The sequence below is a fragment of the Pandoraea nosoerga genome, from assembly GCF_902459585.1.
GTDB lineage: Bacteria > Pseudomonadota > Gammaproteobacteria > Burkholderiales > Burkholderiaceae > Pandoraea > Pandoraea nosoerga.
Genome location: NZ_CABPSC010000021.1, coordinates 21,740 through 40,246, shown reverse-complemented (window position 1 = coordinate 40,246; position 18,507 = coordinate 21,740). Strand labels below are relative to the sequence as shown.

Genomic DNA, 18,507 nt, shown 5'->3' with positions numbered 1-18,507 from the left:
ATGTCATCGCTCGTCATCGATTCCGTCAGCAAGCAGTGGGGCAATACGCTCGCGCTGGCCGACGTGAGTTTTTCCGCCGACGCCGGCTCCCTCGTCGTGCTGCTCGGTCCGTCAGGCTGCGGCAAGTCCACGTTGCTGCGCATGATCGCCGGGCTCGAGACGCCGACGAGCGGTCGCATCGTGCTCGGCGGCGTCGACGTGACCGAGCTGCCGCCCGCGCGCCGCAGGCTCTCCATGGTGTTCCAGTCATACGCGCTGTTCCCACATCTGTCGGTGCGCGAGAACCTGCTGTTCGGCCTTCGCGTGCGCGGCGAGCCCGCGCGCGACTACCCGCGGCGTCTGGCGCGCGTGGCGTCGCTGCTCGGACTCGAGCCGTATCTGGGGCGCAAGCCGTCGCAGCTCTCCGGCGGCCAGCAGCAGCGCGTGGCGCTTGGTCGCGCCGTGATCGCCGAGACGTCGGTCTGCCTGATGGACGAACCGCTCTCGAACCTCGACGCGCAACTGCGCCAGGAGATGCGTCGCGAAATCCGCGCGCTGCAACGGCAGCTCGGCATGACGCTCGTGTACGTCACGCATGATCAGACCGAGGCGATGAGCATGGCCGATCAGGTCGTGCTCCTGCGCAATGGTCGCATCGAACAGTGGGGCGCGCCCCATACGCTTTACGCCGCGCCTGCCACGCCGTTCGCCGCGAGCTTCATCGGCACGCCGCCCATGCAATTGCTGCGTCTCGTGCGGCACGGCGACGCGCTCGTGCCCGCCGGCCAGACCGGCCCCGCGCTCGCCGTAGCAGGCGCGCGCGACGCCGCGCTGCTCGGCCTGCGTCCGGAGCATGTGCGTGCGGTGCCGCCGGGCTCGGCCGGCGCGGTGCTCGCGACGGTCGGCGCCGTCGAGTATCTGGGGGCGGACACGCTCGTGGCCTGCACGCTCGGCGACGCGGGCGAAATCGCCACGCGCGTGCCGGGGCATCGGCCGTTCGCGCGGGGCGAGCCCATCGGCCTGCAATGGGACCGCGCCGACCAGCACCTGTTCGATGCCGCCTCGGGCGCGCGCTTGCCGGCCGAGCCGGCTGCCGCCGACCCGATGGCGGCCTAGCACACATCTATCACCACGCTGACATGGGGAACCTAGCGACATGCGACGCACGATGATGAAAACGTTTGCGGCCGGCGCGGCCGCGCTGGCACTGAACGGTCTGACGGGGCTGGCGGGCCCGGCGATGGCCCAGCAAAAGCCGGTCGAGCTCACGTTCTACTATCCGGTGGCCGTGGGCGGTCCGGTGACGAAGATCATCAACGATCTGGTGGCGGACTTCGAGAAGGCGCATCCTTCCATCAAGGTGAAACCGGTGTACGCCGGCACCTATCAGGATTCCGTCGTCAAGGCGCTGACCGCCGTCAAGGCCGGCACGCCGCCACAGGTAGCCGTGTTGGCCGCCGCCGACGTCTTCACGCTGATCGACGAGGACGCCGTGGTGCCCATCGACAGCATTGCCAGCACGCCGGCCGACAAGCAGTGGCTTGACGGCTTCTACCCGGCGCTGATGATGAATTCGCGCATCAACGGCCACACGTGGGGCGTGCCGTTCCAGCGTTCGACCATCGTGATGTACTGGAACAAGGACCTGTTCCGCGAGGCCGGTCTCGACCCGGACCGCGCGCCCGCGACCTGGGAGGAACTGGCCAGTTACGCGCAGAAGCTCACCCGGCGCGACGCCGCGGGCAACGTGACGCAGTGGGGCATCAAGGTGCCGTCGACGGGCTTCGGCTACTGGCTGTTCCAGGCGTTTACGACGCCCGCCGGCATCGAGCTCATGAACCCCGCGGGCACCAGGACGTTCCTGAACGCCCCGCAGGCGGTGGAGTCGCTGCAGTTCTGGGTCGACCTCGCCACGAAGTACAAGGCCATGCCGACGGGCTCGATCGAATGGGGCACCACGCCGAAGGACTTCCTCGAGAAGAAGGCCGCCATTATCTACACGACGACGGGCAACCTTACCAATATCCGCACGAATGCCACGTTCGCGTTCGGCGTGGGCAAGATGCCGGCCAAGGTGCGCGGCGGCAGCCCGACCGGCGGGGGCAACTTCTATGTGTTCAAGAAGAGCTCGCCGGAGGAGAAGCAGGCGGCCATGACGTTCATCAAGTGGGCGACCACGCCCGAGCGCGCGGCGCAGTTCGGCATCGACACGGGCTACGTGGCGGTGACGCCGGCCGCCTGGGAAACGCCGGCGATGAAGCAGTACGTGCAGAAGGTGCCCGCCGCGGCCGTCGCGCGCGATCAGCTCGGCAGCAGCGTGGCCGAGTTCTCCACGCACGACAACCAGCGTGTGACCAAGGCGCTCAACGACGCACTGCAGGCGGCGCTGACGGGCACGAAGTCGCCGAAGCAGGCGCTCGACGACGCGCAACGCGAAGCTGACCGCATTCTGCGGCCATACGCGCGTTAAGTTGCCAGTTAAGCTGCCAGTTAAGGTGCCAGTTAAGGTGCCAGTCAAGCTGCGCGTTAGACCGCGAGTTAACAAGCCTCAACGCCGGCCAGACTTGCTGCTGGTGGCGATGGCGCCGATCGCACCGGATCGGCCCGTCGCCGGCTGTCTGGCCGAACGGCGGCGCCGGCGCGCCTGCACCACCGTGTGGCGCGCTTTCGCCCTGGAGGCTTCGAATCGATGGACCGTCGGATGAACCGTCATGCTCACGCGTGGGCGCCCTGGTTGCTGCTGCTGCCGGCACTGGTGCTGCTCATCGCATTCACTCACTATCCCGCCATCGCCACGCTCTGGCACAGCGTGTTCTCGACCGCGCGCGCCGGGGCGCCGTCCGTGTACGTCGGCGCCGAGAACTATCGGCTGCTCGCCGATGACCCGGTCTTCTGGCAGGCGCTGCGCAACAATGTGCTGTTCGCACTGATCACCGTGCCGGCCGCGATCGTGCTGGCCGTCGTCATGGCGCTGTGGGTACATCGCCAGATGCCGGGCCGCGCATTGCTGCGTCTGGCGTACTTTACGCCCGCGATCCTGCCGATGATCGCCGTGGCCAACATCTGGCTGTTCTTCTACACGCCGCAGTACGGCCTGATCGCGCAGGTCGCGCAGGCGTTCGGCTGGGGTGAGCGCAACTGGCTGGGGCAGCCGGGCACGGCGCTGCCCGCGCTGATGGTCGTAACCGTGTGGAAGGAAGCGGGATTCTTCATGATCTTCTACCTGGCGGCGCTGCAGCAGATCCCGCCCACGCTCGCCGAGGCGGCCGCACTCGAAGGCGCGTCGCGCTGGCAGTGCTTCCGGCGCGTGCAGTGGCCGCTGCTCATGCCGACGACCGTGTTCGTCGTCATCAACGCGCTCATCAATGCGTTCCGTCTCGTCGACCATGTCGTGGTGATGACGCGAGGCGGGCCCGATAACGCGACTCAACTGCTGCTGTACTACATCTACCAGGTGGCGTTCAGCTTCTGGGACACCGCGTATGCGGCGGCGCTGACCGTGGTGCTGCTCACGCTGCTGGCCGTCGTGGCCTTCGTGAAATTCCGACTGCTCGACTCACGCACGCATTATCAATGACCCCCTCTTTGCCTTCGATCCCGGACGCGCGGACGTCCGTCGACAAACGTGCCCGGCGTGCCGTGTTCTGCGCCGCCGGGCGCTCGGGCGGGCTCGACGTGGCCGGCGCCTGGCTGCTCGGTCTGCTGTGGCTGCTGCCGCTGCTCTATGCCGTGTGGAGCGCGTTCCATCCGGCGGCCTACGCCACGCGCTTTTCGCTGAGCGCACCGCTCACACTCGAGAACTTCGCGCACGCGTGGCGGGCCGCGCCGTTTGGGCGCTACCTCGTCAATACCTTCGTGCTCGTGACGGTGATCCTCGCGGCGCAGATCGCGCTGGCCACGCTCGCGGCCTATGCTTTCGCGCGCTTCACGTTTCGCGGCAGCGATATCGCGTTCATGATCGTGCTGCTGCAGTTGATGGTCATGCCCGACGTGCTCATCGTGGAGAACTACCGCACGATCGCGTGGCTGGGGTTGCGCGACACGATCGTGGGCATCGCGCTGCCGTACTTCGCGTCGGCCTTCGGCATCTTTTTGTTGCGTCAGGCGTTCAAGACGGTGCCAAAGGAGCTCGACGACGCCGCGCGCGTGGAGGGCGCCAACGCGTGGCAGGTGTTGTGGCGCGTGTACGTGCCCTTGGCGCGTCCGGTGTACGTGGCATATGCGCTGGTGTCGATCAGCCATCACTGGAACAACTTCCTGTGGCCGCTCATCGTGACGAACTCGGTCGAGACGCGCCCGCTCACCGTCGGCCTGCAAGTGTTTTCGTCGACCGATCAGGGCATCGACTGGTCGCTCATCACCGCGGCCACGCTCATGAGCGCTGCGCCGCTGTTCATCGCGTTCCTGCTGTTTCAGCGCCAGTTCGTGCAGTCGTTCATGCGCGCCGGGATTCGCTGACGGCACGGCGGGCGGCGCCGCGCCAAGCAGCGCCGTTTTGCGCCGTCTCACGTCGTCTCGCGCCGTCTCCCAACCCTGTCTCGCCGCCGCGCCTCGGCAGCTTGCGTCGAGCGCGCACGCCAATGCGAAAACGGCACGCGCGAGGGCGTGCCGTGATTCAGCGTCTGACGTAAAGCCCCTTGCGCCCGACCGGCCGGCCGCGTTCTTCGGCGGCCTGGCGCCGCCGGTCTCGCGCGTGCGCCGTGCGTCGTGGCTGCCCGGGGCGAGGCTCGCGCCGCAGTTATTTGTCGGCCGCCTTCACGAGCAGGATCGGCAGCGTCGTGATACGCAGCAGCGTTTCGGCGACGCTGCCCAGCAGCAGACGGTTCAGACCGCGCCGGCCGTGCGTGCCGAGCACGATCACGTCGGCATTCCACTCCTGGGCGTCGCGCAGCACGGCGTCGGCGATTTCGTCGGTGCCGGCCTCGAGCGAGATCATCTTCGTCTCGGCGTCGACGCCGCGCTTCTTCAGGTCGGCCTGCGCAGTGGCGAGAATCTCGCTCGTTTCCTTCTCGAACGATTCCTGGCTCTCGAGGGGAACGAAGCCACTGTAGGCGCCCGCGGCGTAGGCGTTGGCGAGGGAGGGAACGACCGATACCAGGCGGATCTTGCCGTGGCTGAGCGCAACGAGCTTGACCGCTTCATCGATGGCGCGGTTCGAGGGTGTACTGCCGTCGATTGAAACCAGAATGCGTTCGTACATGATGGCGTCCTCTTTGGGCTGGTGGTGCGTGAATGGCGTAATGACGTGAATGGCGCGGGTGGCGTGAGCAAATGGCCCGGATCCGCGCACGTGCACGGTGCCCGACAGCGCCCGTGCGCGATCCCGGAGCGCGAGTGGCGGCGGACACGCCCGGCGCGGCAACTCGTCGCGACGATTCGATTCTCGCACTGCGTGCGGCGTAAGTCACCCCGCGCCATGGCGGCACATTGATCGCACGCAATAATGCATCGTAATGCCAACCGGGGACGGATGCACGCCAGGGTGGCGTGCCGCAGGGCCGCCGCGGCGTCAGTTCGCGTGGCAGGCGATGACGAGATTGGCCACGCCGCCGCTCGCCTCGCGCGTGAGCACGTCGTAGTCCTTCTGCGCGCACTGGGTGCGTGCGCGTTGCTCGCAATCCCCGGCGCTGGCGGCCGAGCACTGGATCTGCTGGGTCGGCCGCCCGTCGGAGGTGAACAGCGGGGCAGACGAGCCACAGGCCGAAAGCGTGACGGTGAGAAGCCCCGAGGAAAGCAGAATGGCGATCTTGGCGAGATTTTTCATGGTAGTCGTCTTACAGGCTCACGCGAGTATAACGCGGCGTTGCGACAGCGCACGCGGGGCTGCCCGGCCGGTCGCGGCCCGTCGGCAGACGCCTCGAATCTTCCCGGGGCGTGCGCGACGCCGAGCGCTTCAGACGTCCCCCGCGCCGTCGGGCGGGGGACGCAGCTCGCCGGCGAGCCGCTGGCGATGCAGGGTTCGCAGGCTGTCGAACACGATCAGTGCCACGCCGATCCAGATTGGGACATACGTCCACAATCCGCTCGCGGTGAAAGGCTCGCCGAGCAGGAAGACGGACACGGCAAAGAGCAGTACCGGTTCCACGTAGCTCAGAATGCCGTAGACGCCGATCGGCAGAATGCGCGCGGCCGCGAGCGTGCTGGCGAGTGCGCCCGCGCTGAGCAGGCCCAGCGCGGGCAGCCAGAACCAGAAGCGCGGCTCGCCCATGACCAGGGCGTTCTGAGGCCAGGCCTGCCACAGCACGACGGCGGCGACCGGCGTCATCGCCATCAGTTCGAGAATGAAGCCGCTCAGCGCATCGATGCGCAGCCGGCGGCGCAGCATGAAGTAGGGCGGATAGCCGAACATGATCACCGCCGTCACCCACGACAGTGCCCGTGTCGCCCAAAGTTCGTGGGCAACGCCGAGCGCGGCGGCGATCACCGCTGCCGTCTGCAGCGGCGAGAGGCGCTCCTTGTACACCGTGCGCCCGGCCAGCACCATCGTGAGCGGCAGCAGGAAATAGCCAAGCGAGGCGTCGAGCATGCGCTGCTGCAGCGGCGCCCACATGAAGAGCCAGAGCTGAACGGCGAGCATGGCCGAACACAGCAGCACCGCGCCGAGCATGGCGGGCCGATGCAACACGTGCGAGAACGTACTGCCCAGTACGTGCCAACGCCGCAGCGCCGCGACGATCACGAGCGTGCCGGGCAGGGTAAGCAGAATGCGCCAGGCGAACACATCGAGTCCGGACAGGGGCGTCAGGTGCGCGACGAGCGCGGGCATGATCGAAAACATGACCGACGCCGAGACGGAGAGCGTGACGCCGCGACCGGAAAGCATGGATGTCCCGTGAAAATGAGTGAAACCTGTGCGAGTGACGCCCGTGAGCGGGGTGCACACCCCTGGAGGCAGGCCGCGAGCATAGCAAATTTGCACCAGATTCGGGCGACGCGGGGCAATTTGTGGCGATTTTCATCGGAATTTCGCGCCGCACGCGTATCATCGTCATGCGCCGATCCGGGCGCCCGCTGTTTCGTTCCATGCCGCCTCGGGCGGCGCTTTGCAGGAGATTCGCGCATGTCGTCCGTTCCCGCTGTTGCCGCCGTGACGGAGTATGCGGCCTTCGCCGCGTCGCTGGCCGACGCCGTCCGCCCGCTCTCGCTCGGCTGGTTTCGCCGCCGCCTGGCCGTCGACGACAAGGCCGACGAAAGCCCGGTCACGATCGCCGACCGCGAGGTCGAGACGGCGCTGCGCGAGGCCATTGCCAGGCGCTACCCGTCGCATGGCATCTGGGGAGAGGAGTTCGGCAAGCAGGGGGTGGACGCCGAGTTCGTCTGGTCGGTCGATCCGATCGACGGTACGCGCAGCTTCATCACCGGCCACCCGCTGTGGGGCACGCTGCTCGCCTTGCTGCATCGCGGCCAGCCGGTCGTGGGCGTGATCGACATTCCGGCCACCGGCGAGCGCTGGGTCGGCATCAACGACGTGGCCGGCGGCGTGCGCGAGGCGCGCTTCGGTGGCGCGCCGTGCGCGACCAGCCCGGTCACGGCGCTCGCGGACGCGACCGTATACGCCACCTCGCCCGATATCTTCGATGCCGACGAAGCCGTGCGTTTCGAGCAGTTGACGAAGGCGGTGAACCGTCGCCGCTTCGGCGGCGATTGCTATGCCTACGGCCTGCTGGCGAGCGGCCACATCGAACTGGTGATGGAAGCGGGGCTGCAGACTTACGACTATCTCGCCGTGGCGCCGGTGATCGAGGCGGCCGGCGGCGTGATCACCGACTGGGAGGGCAAGCCGCTCACGCTCGAGTCGCAGGGGCGCGTGCTGGCCGCGGCCAACGCCGAGCTGCATGCGGCGGCGCTGGCGTGCATCCGGACGGTCTGAGGCGTACCCGCAGTATTCGCGACATCAGCGAACGCCAGGGGCGGGGCGGCAGGCCGTCGAGCGGCGCGGCAACGCCTGCCGGACGCCGCAGCGCCGCGCAGGCCTCAAGCGGTGCGAGGCGGTATGGCGCGCCAGATCCGTGGCAGCAACGCACCGAGCACGACGCCGCGCGTGGCGAGAAACGCCATGAGCGCCACCCACAGGCCGTGATTGCCCCACGCGTCGAGCGTGAAGGGCATCACCGCGCCGAACACCACCAATCCGATCAGCGAGGACACCAGCAGCTCGCGCGTGCGCGTCGCGCCGATGAATACCCCGTCGAGCTGGAAACACCACACGGCCACGATCGGCGAGAGGACGGCCCAAGGCAGGAACTCGCGCGCCGTCTCGCGCAGCACCGCCTGGTCGGTGAGCGTGTCGATGATCGCGCCGCCCGCCACGGCATATACGAGCGCGAATGCCACGGCGCAACCCAGCGCCCAGCCCAGCGACAGCCGAATCGCATGGAGCAGCGCATGGCGTTGCCGCGCGCCCACGTAGGCGCCGACGAGCGCTTCGGCGGCGTGCGCGAAGCCGTCCAGACCGTAGGCCATGAACGTCTGGAAATTCAGGAGCAGCGCGTTGGCGGCGAGCGTGGTGTCGCCAAGGCGCGCGCCCACGCGTGCGAACCATGCAAAGGCGAGTTGCAGAAACAGCGTGCGCAGGAAGATGTCGAGGTTGAGCCGCAGCAGACGCCAGATCGCGCTGCGCTCGACGAGCGCGGCGATGCGCAGCGGCGGCAAATGCGGGGTGCGCGCGGCCCACAGCAACCAGGCGCCAAGCGCGAAGCCCAGCACGTCGGCCAGCGCGGTGGCGGCCGCAATGCCGGCCACGCCCCAATCGAAGCCGCGCACGAACAGGAGCACCGCCGCGATGTTGACGAGATTGATGAATACCTGCACGGCGAGACCCTGCCGCACGCGTTGACACGCTAGCAGGTAGCCGAGCACGACGTAGTTGCCCAGCGCGAGCGGCGCGGCGAGGATGCGAATGCTCGCATATTCGCGCCCGAGCGCTTGCACCTGTTCGCTGCCGCCCAGCCACGACACGCCCAGCGCAATCAGCGGCGCGTGAAAGACGAGCAATACCGCGCCGATCGAGAACGCCAATGCCAGCGCGCGGGCAAGGGTGTCGCGCAACTGGACCGCGTCTCGCGCGCCGTATGCCTGCGCCGCGAGCCCGGTCGTGCCCATGCGCAGGAACGAAAAGCCCCAGAACAGCAAATTGAGAAGCAAGGCTCCGAGGGCGACGCCGCCGAGATAGGCGGGGCCCGGCAGATGGCCGGCGACCGCGGTGTCGACCGCCGAGAGCAGGGGCTGGGTGAGGTTGGCGAGCACGATGGGCACCGCCAGACGAAGCAATTGCCGGTGACCGGCGGCCGCGGGGGCAGGGTTCATGGACGTGAGCTGTGCGGCAGCCGGTCGTGGCGGCGCCGTCGGTATCCGCGCGCGGCGGCAGGTTGTGGGTGGGCCGATTATACGTCGCCGATGTCGCCACTGCCCGCACCGCCGCGCCACCGCGCCACCGCGGGCCGCGCGCCGCGACGTTGCCCGCTGCGCGCGTGGCGTCCGAACGTTACAATGCATGCCTGTCCTGCCGCCTGCCAACGTCCTCGCATGTCGTCGCCGCCCCGATCCTTCTCCCGTGCCCTCTCCAGCGCCCTCTCCAACTCTCGCTTCCGTTCTCTCTTCCGCCCAGGCCCACGCCTTCCGGTCCTCGCCGCCGCACGTCGCCGCCATGCGCTGGCCGCGGTGCTGTGTCTGGCGAGCCTGCCGGTGTGGGCGGAGATCACGCTGCAGCGTGGGCCGCCGCCGCCGCGCTACGAAAACCCGCCCGCGGCGCCCAAGGGGCAGTTCTGGGTGCCGGGCTACTGGGAGTGGCGGGACGGCCGCTACGCGTGGGTCGACGGTCACATGGAGCCGAAGCGCCCCGGCATGCGCTTCACGCCGCCGCATTGGGACCAGACGGGCGATCACGAATGGACGCTGCGCGACGGTTCGTGGGAGCGCAGCGAGTGGGGGCCCGGCACGATCCACAACATTCACGCCCCGGAATAATCTCGCCCGAGCCGCGCCGCCACGATCGGCCGACGCGACATCCGACGCGACATCCAGCGCCATTCGTTGCCATGCACGACATGCCTGCGACATGGCGTCGCGCCCACACGTTGGTTTTTCATTCTCCACATGAAAAATGCCGCCTCGGGATGCGCCTTGCAAACGACGCCGCATCAGTGCGTGCGCCCGTGCCCACCGTGCCCGACGAGCTTCCGCGTAAATTGATAAGCACACCGATACATGCAAAGGACGCGGGCGAATCTGTTGCGAGCGGACAAGGGTTATGGCGCGACACGTATTGACACTTCGGGAGCGTTGCACAACACTATGCGCACACTGCGTCGAAAGAGCGCGGAATGGTTGCAGATAACGTAATTTAAATTACTTGTGACGTGTAGTTGCACGAAGTTTTGTGTGCGGTGCATGTGCCGGATTGCGTTCGAAGCGACCAATGGGTATCGCCCGTGGCTGCCCGGGAGGAGGGGCGAAATCGACTGTCGAGCTGTCTCAACGTCTTGGGAGCCGCTATGATCACCGTACCCTTCGGCCTGAATGGCGCCATGGTTGTCGCGTCTTCGCCGGCCCGCATTTCATCGCTTTCACCGTTTTCATCGCATTCACCGTTCGGCGACGCTGCGCCGCGACCCACGACCTGAGACCGGCGTTCACGGTCTGGTGTCTCCCTGAATCTGAAGTTTCTTCGACGCAACAGAGTTCGTCGTCGCGACGTTCCGGCGCGCTTGCCTGTCAGGCCATTGGCCGCCGCCGCGAGCATTGCCGGTAAGGGCGGTCGACGAGCGCGCATGCCGTGCACCGGGAGCGTATATGCAATGTTCGGTTCCATTGTTCGATGCGGTGCCGTTGATCACCGTGTTCGTGTGCGTCGTCCTGGGGCAATGGCTGGGACGGCTCAGGCTCGGCCCCGTCCAGCTCGGCGGCGTGTGCGGTGCGCTGCTGGTGGCGCTGCTCGTCGGGCAGACGGGCTGCATGGTGGAGGGCTCTCTCAAGGACTTCGCGTTCGCGCTGTTCATTTTCGCCATGGGCTTTTCCGCCGGGCCGCAGTTCGTGGAAAACCTCAATCTGCGCGGCCTGCGCTTCGGCGTGCTGTCGATCATCGAAGTGGTGTTCGTGTTCGGCATCGTGATGCTTGCCGTGAACGTGCTGGGTCTCGATCCGGGCACGGCCGGCGGTCTCGCGGCGGGCGCGGCGACGGAGTCGGCCATGGTGGGCACGGCGATCGAGGCGCTCAACCGGCTGGGACTGGCGCCGCACGAATTTAAGGCGCTGCAGGCCAACGTGGTCACGGCCTATACGCTCACATACGTCTTCGGCCTCATCACCATCGTGCTCTTTACCAATCTGCTCGCGCCGCGCCTGCTGGGCATCGATCTCCGGCAGGACAGCGCACGCCTTGCACGCGAGATGGAAGACGAGAACGGTTCCGAGATCGGCGCACCGGCTGCGCCGGATCTCGTGGGGCGCAGCTATCGCGTGGCGCATACCGGACTCACGGTCGCGGCGCTCGAAGCGGCGTTCGACGGCCGTGTGGCGGTTGAGCGCGTGCGGCGCCGGTCGGCGTCGGTGGCGATTGCGCAGTCCCTCACGCTAGAGCCGAAGGATGAAGTGCTGCTCGTCGGGCGTCGCGACGCCATGCTCGACGCGCACGCGCTCGTCGGCCCCGAAGTCGCCGGCACCGAGACGAACGAGATCGTGCTCGTCGAGCGCGACTTCGTGATGACCAACAAGCAGGCGGAAGGGCGAACCGTGGCCGACCTGCGTCGCGAGGCGCCCGTCGAATTGCGGCATGGCGTATTCGTGAAGTCGGTCAGGCGCATGGGCATGCAGTTGCCGTCGCTCAACAGAATTGCGCTGCAACGCGGCGACGTGATCACGCTGCAGGGGCTGCAAAGCGATGTGGATCGCGCGGGCGAAGTGCTCGGCAAGGCGGTGGCTTACGGCAACAAGACGAGTCTCGTGTTCGTCGGCCTCGCGCTCATCGTCGGGCTGTGCATCGGTCACCTGTCCGTGCGCATCGGCGGCGTGCCGATGACGCTCGGCTCCGGCGGCGGCGCGCTGCTCTCGGGGCTGGCGAGCGGGTGGCTGCTGTCGCACCGGCCGGCGTGGGGCACGTTCCCGCCCGCGGCCTATGAATTGCTCAAGGACCTGGGGCTGGCCGTGTTCGTGGTGTGCGTCGGCCTGTCGGCCGGGCCGCAGGCCGCCGTGTTGCTGCGCGAGCATGGGCTGGCCCTGCCGGTCGTGGGCATCTGCGTGTCGCTGATTCCGGCGCTGGTGTCGCTGTGGGTCGGCCACAAGCTGCTGCGCATCGAGGGCCCGATTCTCATCGGTGCGATTGCCGGTCAGCAGGCGAGTACGCCCGCGATCAGTGCCGTGGTGCAAACGGCGGACAGTGCATTGCCGGTCGTGGGTTACACGGTGACCTACGCCCTGTCCAACGTGCTGCTGCCGCTCATGGGGCCGGCGGTGGTGTTCGTCGCCCATCAGTTCTCGCGTTAGTCGTCGTCGCGCGCGAGCGCGAGCGCATCGGCCATGCCGGCCGAAGGCAGCCGAGCGTGGCCAGGTACGGCCAAGTGCGGCCAAGTGCGGCCGCCGGTTCCCCTTTTAGACGGAGGTTCTGCCGTGGAACTCGTGCATAACATTCTCAACCACGTCCCGGAGGTCGCGATCTTTCTGTCGCTGGCGCTCGGCTATGCGATCGGCGCGATCAAGTTCGGCTCGTTCCAGCTCGGTGGTGTCGGCGGCTCGCTGCTCGTTGCCGTAGTGATCTCGCAGATCGGCATTTCGGTCGATGCCGGCGTGAAGAGCATCATGTTCGCGCTCTTCATCTACGCCGTGGGCTACGAGAGCGGGCCGCAGTTCTTCAGCTCGCTCTCGCGCAAGACGCTGCGCGAGATCGCGATGGCCGTGTTCCTTGCCGCCTCGGCGCTCGTTACCGTGCTCGTCTGCGCGAAGATCTTCGGCTTTGACCAGGGGCTCGCGGCCGGCGTTGCCGGGGGCGGCCTCACACAGTCGGCCATCATCGGCACGGCCGGCGACGCCATCGCTCGCCTCGGCCTGCCCGCCGACGAAGTCAAGCGCCTGCAGTCGGAAGTGGCCATCGGCTACGCCGTGACTTACATCTTCGGCAGCCTCGGCGCGATCATCGTGTGCGCCTCGCTCGTACCGAAGTTCATGGGCCGCTCCCTCAAGGACGACGCCAAGCGGGCCGAACTCGCGATGGCCGGCGGGCGCGCCGTGCTTGCCGCCGACCAGGTCGACTCGCTGCCCGCGCTGGTGGGCCGCGTCTATCGCGTCACGACGGGCGCCGGCCAACGCGTGGTGGACATCGAGAAGCAACTGACCGACGGTGTGACCATCGAGCGATTGCGCCGCAAGGGCAAGATCATCATCGCCACCGACGATCTGGTGCTCGAGGCGGGCGACGACGTCATGCTGATCGGCCGGCGCGAGGCTGCGACCGACGCCTGGCGGCTGCTCGGCGACGAGCAGCGCCCGTCGAGCGATCTCGACATTGCGCTGCGCATGCAGGACGTCGTGTTCGCGCGCAAGGGCGGCAACGGGAAGACGCTCGGCGAACTCAAGGCCGGCGTCGAGCGCGAGGTGAAGCACGGCGTGTACATCGCGAAGATCACCCGCATGGGGCAGCCGGTGCCCGTGCTCGACGACACCGTGGTGTATCACGGCGACGTCGTCACGCTGTACGGCGCCGACAGCGACGTGCAGCGCGCCGCCAAGGAGGCCGGCTATCCGGTCGCGTACTCGGTCAAGACCGACTACGTCTACATGGGCATCGGCATCGTCGTCGGGCTGCTCGTCGGCTATCTCGTGGTCAAGGTCGGCGGCATTCCGCTCACGCTCGGCAGCGGCGGCGGTGCGCTGCTCGCCGGCCTGGTCTTCGGATGGCTGCGCGGCAAACATCCGACCTTCGGCGCCATGCCGCTTGCCGCCAGCTCGTTGCTCAAGGAACTCGGGCTTGCCACGTTCGTGACGTGCGTCGGGCTCTCGGCGGGCGCGCAGGCATGGCAGACGCTGCAGCAAAGCGGGGTCTCGATCTTCGTCGCCGGAGTGATCGTCACGATCGTGCCGTTGCTGCTCACGTATGCGTTCGGCCGCTACGTGCTGCGCTACGACAACGTGGCCATTCTGGCCGGGGCGCTGTCCGGTTCGCGCAGCGCCAACCCGGCTTTCGGCGAAGTCCTCGACAAGGCCGAGAGCAACGTGCCGACGGTGCCGTTCGCGATCACCTATGCCATCGCCAACGTGCTGCTCACGTTGCTCGGCCCGCTCGTCGTTTTGCTCACCTAGTTCGTCGCGCTGCGCCCGTCTTCGCGCCGCGCGGCGCTTTCCGGTATTCGTCCGATCGCCCGTCGTTGCTTTTCCCGCAGACGGGGGCGTCATTGGTTGCTCATGGAGAAATCGCTATGAAATCGAAGGAACTCGATGCACTGGCCAAACTCAGCCCGTTCGAATTCAAGGACACGCTGATCGAACTCGCGCAGGAAAATGGCGCGCAGCACTCGATGCTCAACGCCGGGCGCGGCAACCCGAACTTCCTCGCGCTCGAGCCGCGCCACGGCTTCTTTCAGCTCGGACTCTTCGCGCTGTCGGAGGCATCGCGCCAGTTCACGTACATGCCCGAGGGCGTGGGCGGCATCCCGCCGGGCAAGGGCGTGGAGGCGCGCTGGCAGGACTTCGCGCGCGAGAACCAACAGGCGCGCGGCGTGAAGTTCCTGGAGATGGCGATCTCCTACGTTCGCGACCAGATGGGGCTCAACGTCGAGGACTTCCTCACCGAGATGGTTCAGGGCATTCTCGGTTGCAACTACCCGGTGCCCGATCGCATGCTGCGCAACACCGAGAAGATCGCGGCGAAGTATCTGCGGCGCGAGATGGTCGGCCGCCATCCATTTACGGGCAACTTCGACCTGTTCGCGGTCGAGGGGGGCACGGCGGCCATGACCTATCTCTTCAACACGCTCAAGACCAACCATCTGCTGCAGGCCGGCGACGCCATCGCGCTCGGCATGCCGATCTTTACGCCCTACATCGAGATTCCGGAACTGGCCGATTATCAGCTCCACGAGGTGAATCTGAACGCCGATCCGGCGCTCGGCTGGCAATACTCGAAGAAGGAGCTCGACAAGCTGCTCGACCCGAAGATCAAGGCGTTTTTCCTCGTCAATCCGAGCAATCCGCCTTCGGTCAAGCTCGATGACGCGTCGCTCGATCATCTGGCGGACATCGTCCGGAAGCGGCCCGATCTCATTCTCCTCACCGACGACGTGTACGGCACGTTCGCCGACGACTTCCGCTCGCTGTTTGCGATCGCGCCGTACAACACCATCCTTGTGTACTCGTACTCCAAGTACTTCGGCGCAACCGGCTGGCGTCTCGGGGTCATCGCCACGCACGAGAAGAACGTGTTCGACGACAAGATCGCGAAGTTGCCCAAAGCGCAGCGCGAGGGGCTCAACGCCCGCTATGCCTCGATCACGACCGAGCCGGACAAGCTCAAGTTCATCGATCGCCTCGTTGCCGACAGCCGAGCCGTGGCGCTCAACCATACGGCGGGGCTGTCCACGCCGCAGCAAGTCCAGATGGCGCTTTTTTCGCTGTTCTGCCTGATGGACGAGCCGGACGCCTACAAGCACGCCGTCAAGCGCATCGTCCGGCGCCGCAAGGCCGCGATGTATCGCGCGGCGGGAATCACGGAGGCGTCCGGGCCGAATACGGTCGACTACTACAACATTCTGGATCTCGAGGTGCTGGGCACGCAGATCTACGGCAAGGGTTTCGTGGACTGGTTCATGAAGAACGTCGATCCCTCGGAAGTGCTGTTCCGTCTGGCCAAGGAAAGCGGCGTGGTGCTGCTGCCCGGCCGAGGCTTCGGCACGTTGCATCCGTCGGGGCGCGTGTCGCTCGCCAACCTCAACGAGCCCGATTACATCCAGATCGGCGCCACCGTGCGCAGGCTCATGGACGAGTACAACGAGCGCTACCTTGCCGGCGGCAGCAAGGGCGGCAAGAAGAAATGAGACGGAAGTGAGGCGGCGCGGGGAGTCGCGTCGCCCGACGATACGATGCCGCGAGCGCGGCGGCATCGGCTGGCCCCCCGTCGATCGCTCTCCATGGCGATCGAACGTTGCCCGGGACTGCGTCTCCCGGGCTTTTTTTTTGTGATTTTGTCATGTGAAATGCCCGGATCCTGCCGGATCTTCCGCACCCCTGGCGTGTCTGTCGACTATCTGGAGCGCGCGCGCCGGGCCGCGGGCAAATAAAAATGCCCGCGCGAGGCGGGCGAAAATCACTACAGGGGAAGTCACGCATTAGGATCGGCAATCGGTCGAAAGAGTTCCCTCGGTTTCGTGACTGGCAGTGCGCAGTTCGATGGACGTAAAATATTCACTTGTCGCTACAACACCCTGTCGTGCCGGAAGCGGCGCACGAGGCGCAGCGGACGCAGCAGGCGGCTCAAGAGGCCGCGGCAAGGCAATCGCGCGGGGTGGCAATCTCGGGTGTCGAATGTTGGTAAAGCCGGTCGCGCGCAGCGGCCTTCTGCTGGCGGTGTGCCTTGTCGTGGGAGTCCCGCCGGGCGCGCATGCGCAGTCACTGTTCTCGGATCCCAATCCGCCATGTTTCACCGAACAGAACGCGGTGTCCTACGGTTTGTGGGATCGTGGGCTTGCGCCGCAATATTTCGCGCCGCCGCCACCGCCGCCCGAGCCTGCCACGCCTGCTGCCCCTGCCGCGGCCCAGGACCCTGACGCGGCGGCGGATCCCATCGCGCTCTTCGCGGGCGCCGACCCGAATGCGGGCGCCCAAGCGGTGGATCGCGAGGCCGCGCAGCGCGCGGCTGCAGCCTCTGGCGCTACCGCCGGGGTGGCAGATGGCGCCGCGCCGCTCCCTCCGCTTCCTTCACCCTCGCTTGCCGCTGCGGACTTCGCCGTCTCGCCCGAGCTGAGCGCGGACGGAACCGCGATTTCGGCAGTCGACATCGACGCACCCGTGGCGGCGCCGGACACGGCTGCCCAGGCGCCCGCCCCGGACGTCGCGCCGCCGAACGCCTTCCTCGCGCGCGCCTCATGCCTGCGCGGCCTGCCGCGCCACGAGAGTCTGGCCGATCGCAACATCCGCATGCTCATGCGCCGCGGCCTCGTGATGCGCGACGAGCAACTACCGTTCGTCGTCACGCGCAGTCGCACGCCGGGCGAGGGGGCGGTCGGGCTTCAGGTGCTCAACGAGCGGCCGTATCAGTTCAACGTCGGGGTCAACAACAGCGGGATGACGACCACCGGCAAGATGCAGGGCACGGCGAACCTGCTGATGAACAACCCGCTTGGCATGTCCGGCAGGTTCAATACCACGCTGAGTCAGGATCTGCAGAACGCCCGACACGATGCAACCAACCGTGACCTGATCGCGAGCTATTCGGTGCCGATCGACGCCGAGTGGACTGTCGGCATCACGGGCAAGACGAACGCGGCGACGGACCAGCTCGCTTCGGCGACCACGCAGACGCAAACGCTGCAGTGGCGCGTGCGGCGCGCCTTCGACTTCACGCCGAACGGGTCGACCGGGATCGAGTTGCGCTACAACCGCAGCCGCACCGAGGATCCGAACGCGATTCACACCTACGACAGCTACGCCGAAGTGGGCCTGAGCCATACGCACTATCTGGGCACGTCGAAGCTCGATCTGTCCGTGATGCAGCGGCTCAACGCGCCGTGGATGCCGGCGTCGAGCGGCCCGCCGGGCTGGTCCTACCGCTTCCAGTCGATCGACGCGAAGCTCACCGTGCCGTTCTGACGAACGCCATCACGGTGTCGAGAGACACCGTTCTCACGAGCGCGACGGGCATCAGCGCGAAGTGCTCGTTCTCCCCGAAGAGAATGACGGGCTTGCCGTAACGCACGGCGAGCCCGACTTCGTCACGGGTGCCGTGGTTGCCGGGCAGCGCCACGATGACATCGCTCGACAGCACGTTGATGTGATTGCGCGAGAGGGTGCCCGGCGGTGCATCGGGCAGATGGCGCGAGAGCGGGCTGACGATGGGCACCTCGACGAAGGGATTCGGATAACCGGGCAGCGGGTGGTATGTCTCGCTTGTACCGCCATTGCCGCCATCGATCGTCACGGCCTCGGTCGGCACGATACCGATGCTGCGCCCGGCGCGCCCGGGCACCGCGCAGAAAGCTTCGCTCACGCTCGTCATCACGCCGCCGCCGCCACCGGTGAGCAAGTGAAAGCCGCCCAGGGCGAGCGCGCGACCGAGCGGCACGGCGAGTTCGGTCCATGGCTGCTTGCCGGAGCCCATGACGCCAACGGTCTTGATACGCGCGGGAGGGGAGGATTGGGGCATGATGGCCGGTAGATGGTGAGCGCTGCCGATGATATCCGAAATTGACGCGAATCGCGTCGGCGCATCGGGCGCAAAAAAAACCCGCCGGGTCGGCGGGTGAGGAAGCAGGCCTCCCACGGGGAAGTGAAAGCCTGATCTCGCGAGGTGTTTGCGAGACCCGTGTAGTATCGTGATGCGGACGTCTG

15 protein-coding genes are annotated in these 18,507 nt (G+C 67.1%); 10 read left to right on the top strand and 5 right to left on the bottom strand.

Going from position 1 to position 18,507, the window contains the following annotated elements:
- The 4 genes from PNO31109_RS20575 to PNO31109_RS20560 all read left to right on the top strand — a co-directional run bounded on the left by PNO31109_RS20575 (window position 1) and on the right by PNO31109_RS20560 (window position 4,437).
- The gene (locus PNO31109_RS20575) at window positions 1-1,095 is read left to right on the top strand and encodes an ABC transporter ATP-binding protein (RefSeq protein WP_150557302.1); all 1,095 of its coding nucleotides are present in this window, start codon (window positions 1-3) and stop codon (window positions 1,093-1,095) included.
- A gap of 40 nt (window positions 1,096-1,135) precedes the next feature.
- Window positions 1,136-2,449 carry an ABC transporter substrate-binding protein gene (locus tag PNO31109_RS20570; protein WP_150557301.1) on the top strand — a complete coding sequence of 438 codons (1,314 nt, stop codon included), beginning with the start codon at window positions 1,136-1,138 and terminating at the stop codon, window positions 2,447-2,449.
- Window positions 2,450-2,680: 231 nt separating this feature from the next.
- Window positions 2,681-3,556, top strand: a complete 876-nt coding sequence (locus PNO31109_RS20565) for a carbohydrate ABC transporter permease (protein WP_150557300.1) — start codon at window positions 2,681-2,683, stop codon at window positions 3,554-3,556.
- A complete protein-coding gene (locus tag PNO31109_RS20560; RefSeq protein ID WP_150557299.1) occupies window positions 3,553-4,437 on the top strand; it encodes a carbohydrate ABC transporter permease in 885 nt (294 codons plus the stop codon). Before PNO31109_RS20565 ends, PNO31109_RS20560 begins: the two co-directional genes overlap by 4 nt.
- Before the next feature lie 280 nt (window positions 4,438-4,717).
- Here PNO31109_RS20560 and PNO31109_RS20555 read toward each other — a convergent pair whose 3' ends face one another.
- The 3 genes from PNO31109_RS20555 to rarD all read right to left on the bottom strand — a co-directional run bounded on the left by PNO31109_RS20555 (window position 4,718) and on the right by rarD (window position 6,802).
- Window positions 4,718-5,179 (bottom strand): universal stress protein, encoded by a 462-nt coding sequence (locus PNO31109_RS20555; protein ID WP_150557298.1) that lies wholly within the window; start codon window positions 5,177-5,179, stop codon window positions 4,718-4,720.
- Window positions 5,180-5,488: 309 nt separating this feature from the next.
- Window positions 5,489-5,743 (bottom strand): hypothetical protein, encoded by a 255-nt coding sequence (locus tag PNO31109_RS20550; protein ID WP_150557297.1) that lies wholly within the window; start codon window positions 5,741-5,743, stop codon window positions 5,489-5,491.
- Window positions 5,744-5,872: 129 nt separating this feature from the next.
- Window positions 5,873-6,802 carry an EamA family transporter RarD gene (rarD, locus tag PNO31109_RS20545; RefSeq protein ID WP_150557296.1) on the bottom strand — a complete coding sequence of 310 codons (930 nt, stop codon included), beginning with the start codon at window positions 6,800-6,802 and terminating at the stop codon, window positions 5,873-5,875.
- Between the two features lie 237 nt (window positions 6,803-7,039).
- On the opposite strand from rarD, the gene hisN reads away from it, so the two are divergent.
- Window positions 7,040-7,849, top strand: a complete 810-nt coding sequence (gene hisN / locus PNO31109_RS20540) for a histidinol-phosphatase (RefSeq protein ID WP_150557295.1) — start codon at window positions 7,040-7,042, stop codon at window positions 7,847-7,849.
- Between the two features lie 104 nt (window positions 7,850-7,953).
- Here hisN and PNO31109_RS20535 read toward each other — a convergent pair whose 3' ends face one another.
- Window positions 7,954-9,285 carry an MATE family efflux transporter gene (locus PNO31109_RS20535; protein ID WP_150557294.1) on the bottom strand — a complete coding sequence of 444 codons (1,332 nt, stop codon included), beginning with the start codon at window positions 9,283-9,285 and terminating at the stop codon, window positions 7,954-7,956.
- A 354-nt stretch (window positions 9,286-9,639) separates the two neighbouring features.
- Between PNO31109_RS20535 and PNO31109_RS20530 the strand changes: the two genes are divergently transcribed.
- The 5 genes from PNO31109_RS20530 to PNO31109_RS20510 all read left to right on the top strand — a co-directional run bounded on the left by PNO31109_RS20530 (window position 9,640) and on the right by PNO31109_RS20510 (window position 17,769).
- Entirely contained in the window at window positions 9,640-9,945 is a 306-nt protein-coding gene (locus PNO31109_RS20530) for a hypothetical protein (RefSeq protein ID WP_244958219.1), read from the top strand.
- An 825-nt stretch (window positions 9,946-10,770) separates the two neighbouring features.
- The gene (gene aspT / locus PNO31109_RS20525) at window positions 10,771-12,459 is read left to right on the top strand and encodes an aspartate-alanine antiporter (protein ID WP_150557293.1); all 1,689 of its coding nucleotides are present in this window, start codon (window positions 10,771-10,773) and stop codon (window positions 12,457-12,459) included.
- Between the two features lie 123 nt (window positions 12,460-12,582).
- Complete coding sequence (gene aspT / locus PNO31109_RS20520; RefSeq protein WP_150557292.1) at window positions 12,583-14,268, top strand: aspartate-alanine antiporter; 1,686 nt, start codon at window positions 12,583-12,585, stop codon at window positions 14,266-14,268.
- A 116-nt stretch (window positions 14,269-14,384) separates the two neighbouring features.
- Window positions 14,385-15,998, top strand: coding sequence for a bifunctional aspartate transaminase/aspartate 4-decarboxylase (locus tag PNO31109_RS20515; RefSeq protein WP_150557291.1), 1,614 nt, complete (start codon window positions 14,385-14,387; stop codon window positions 15,996-15,998).
- A gap of 487 nt (window positions 15,999-16,485) precedes the next feature.
- Window positions 16,486-17,769 (top strand): ShlB/FhaC/HecB family hemolysin secretion/activation protein, encoded by a 1,284-nt coding sequence (locus PNO31109_RS20510; protein ID WP_150557290.1) that lies wholly within the window; start codon window positions 16,486-16,488, stop codon window positions 17,767-17,769.
- Here the strand turns inward: PNO31109_RS20510 and PNO31109_RS20505 are convergent.
- Window positions 17,753-18,322 carry an SLOG cluster 4 domain-containing protein gene (locus PNO31109_RS20505; protein WP_241013804.1) on the bottom strand — a complete coding sequence of 190 codons (570 nt, stop codon included), beginning with the start codon at window positions 18,320-18,322 and terminating at the stop codon, window positions 17,753-17,755. The two genes, PNO31109_RS20510 and PNO31109_RS20505, sit on opposite strands and share 17 nt — an antisense overlap.
- Window positions 18,323-18,507 lie beyond the last annotated feature (185 nt).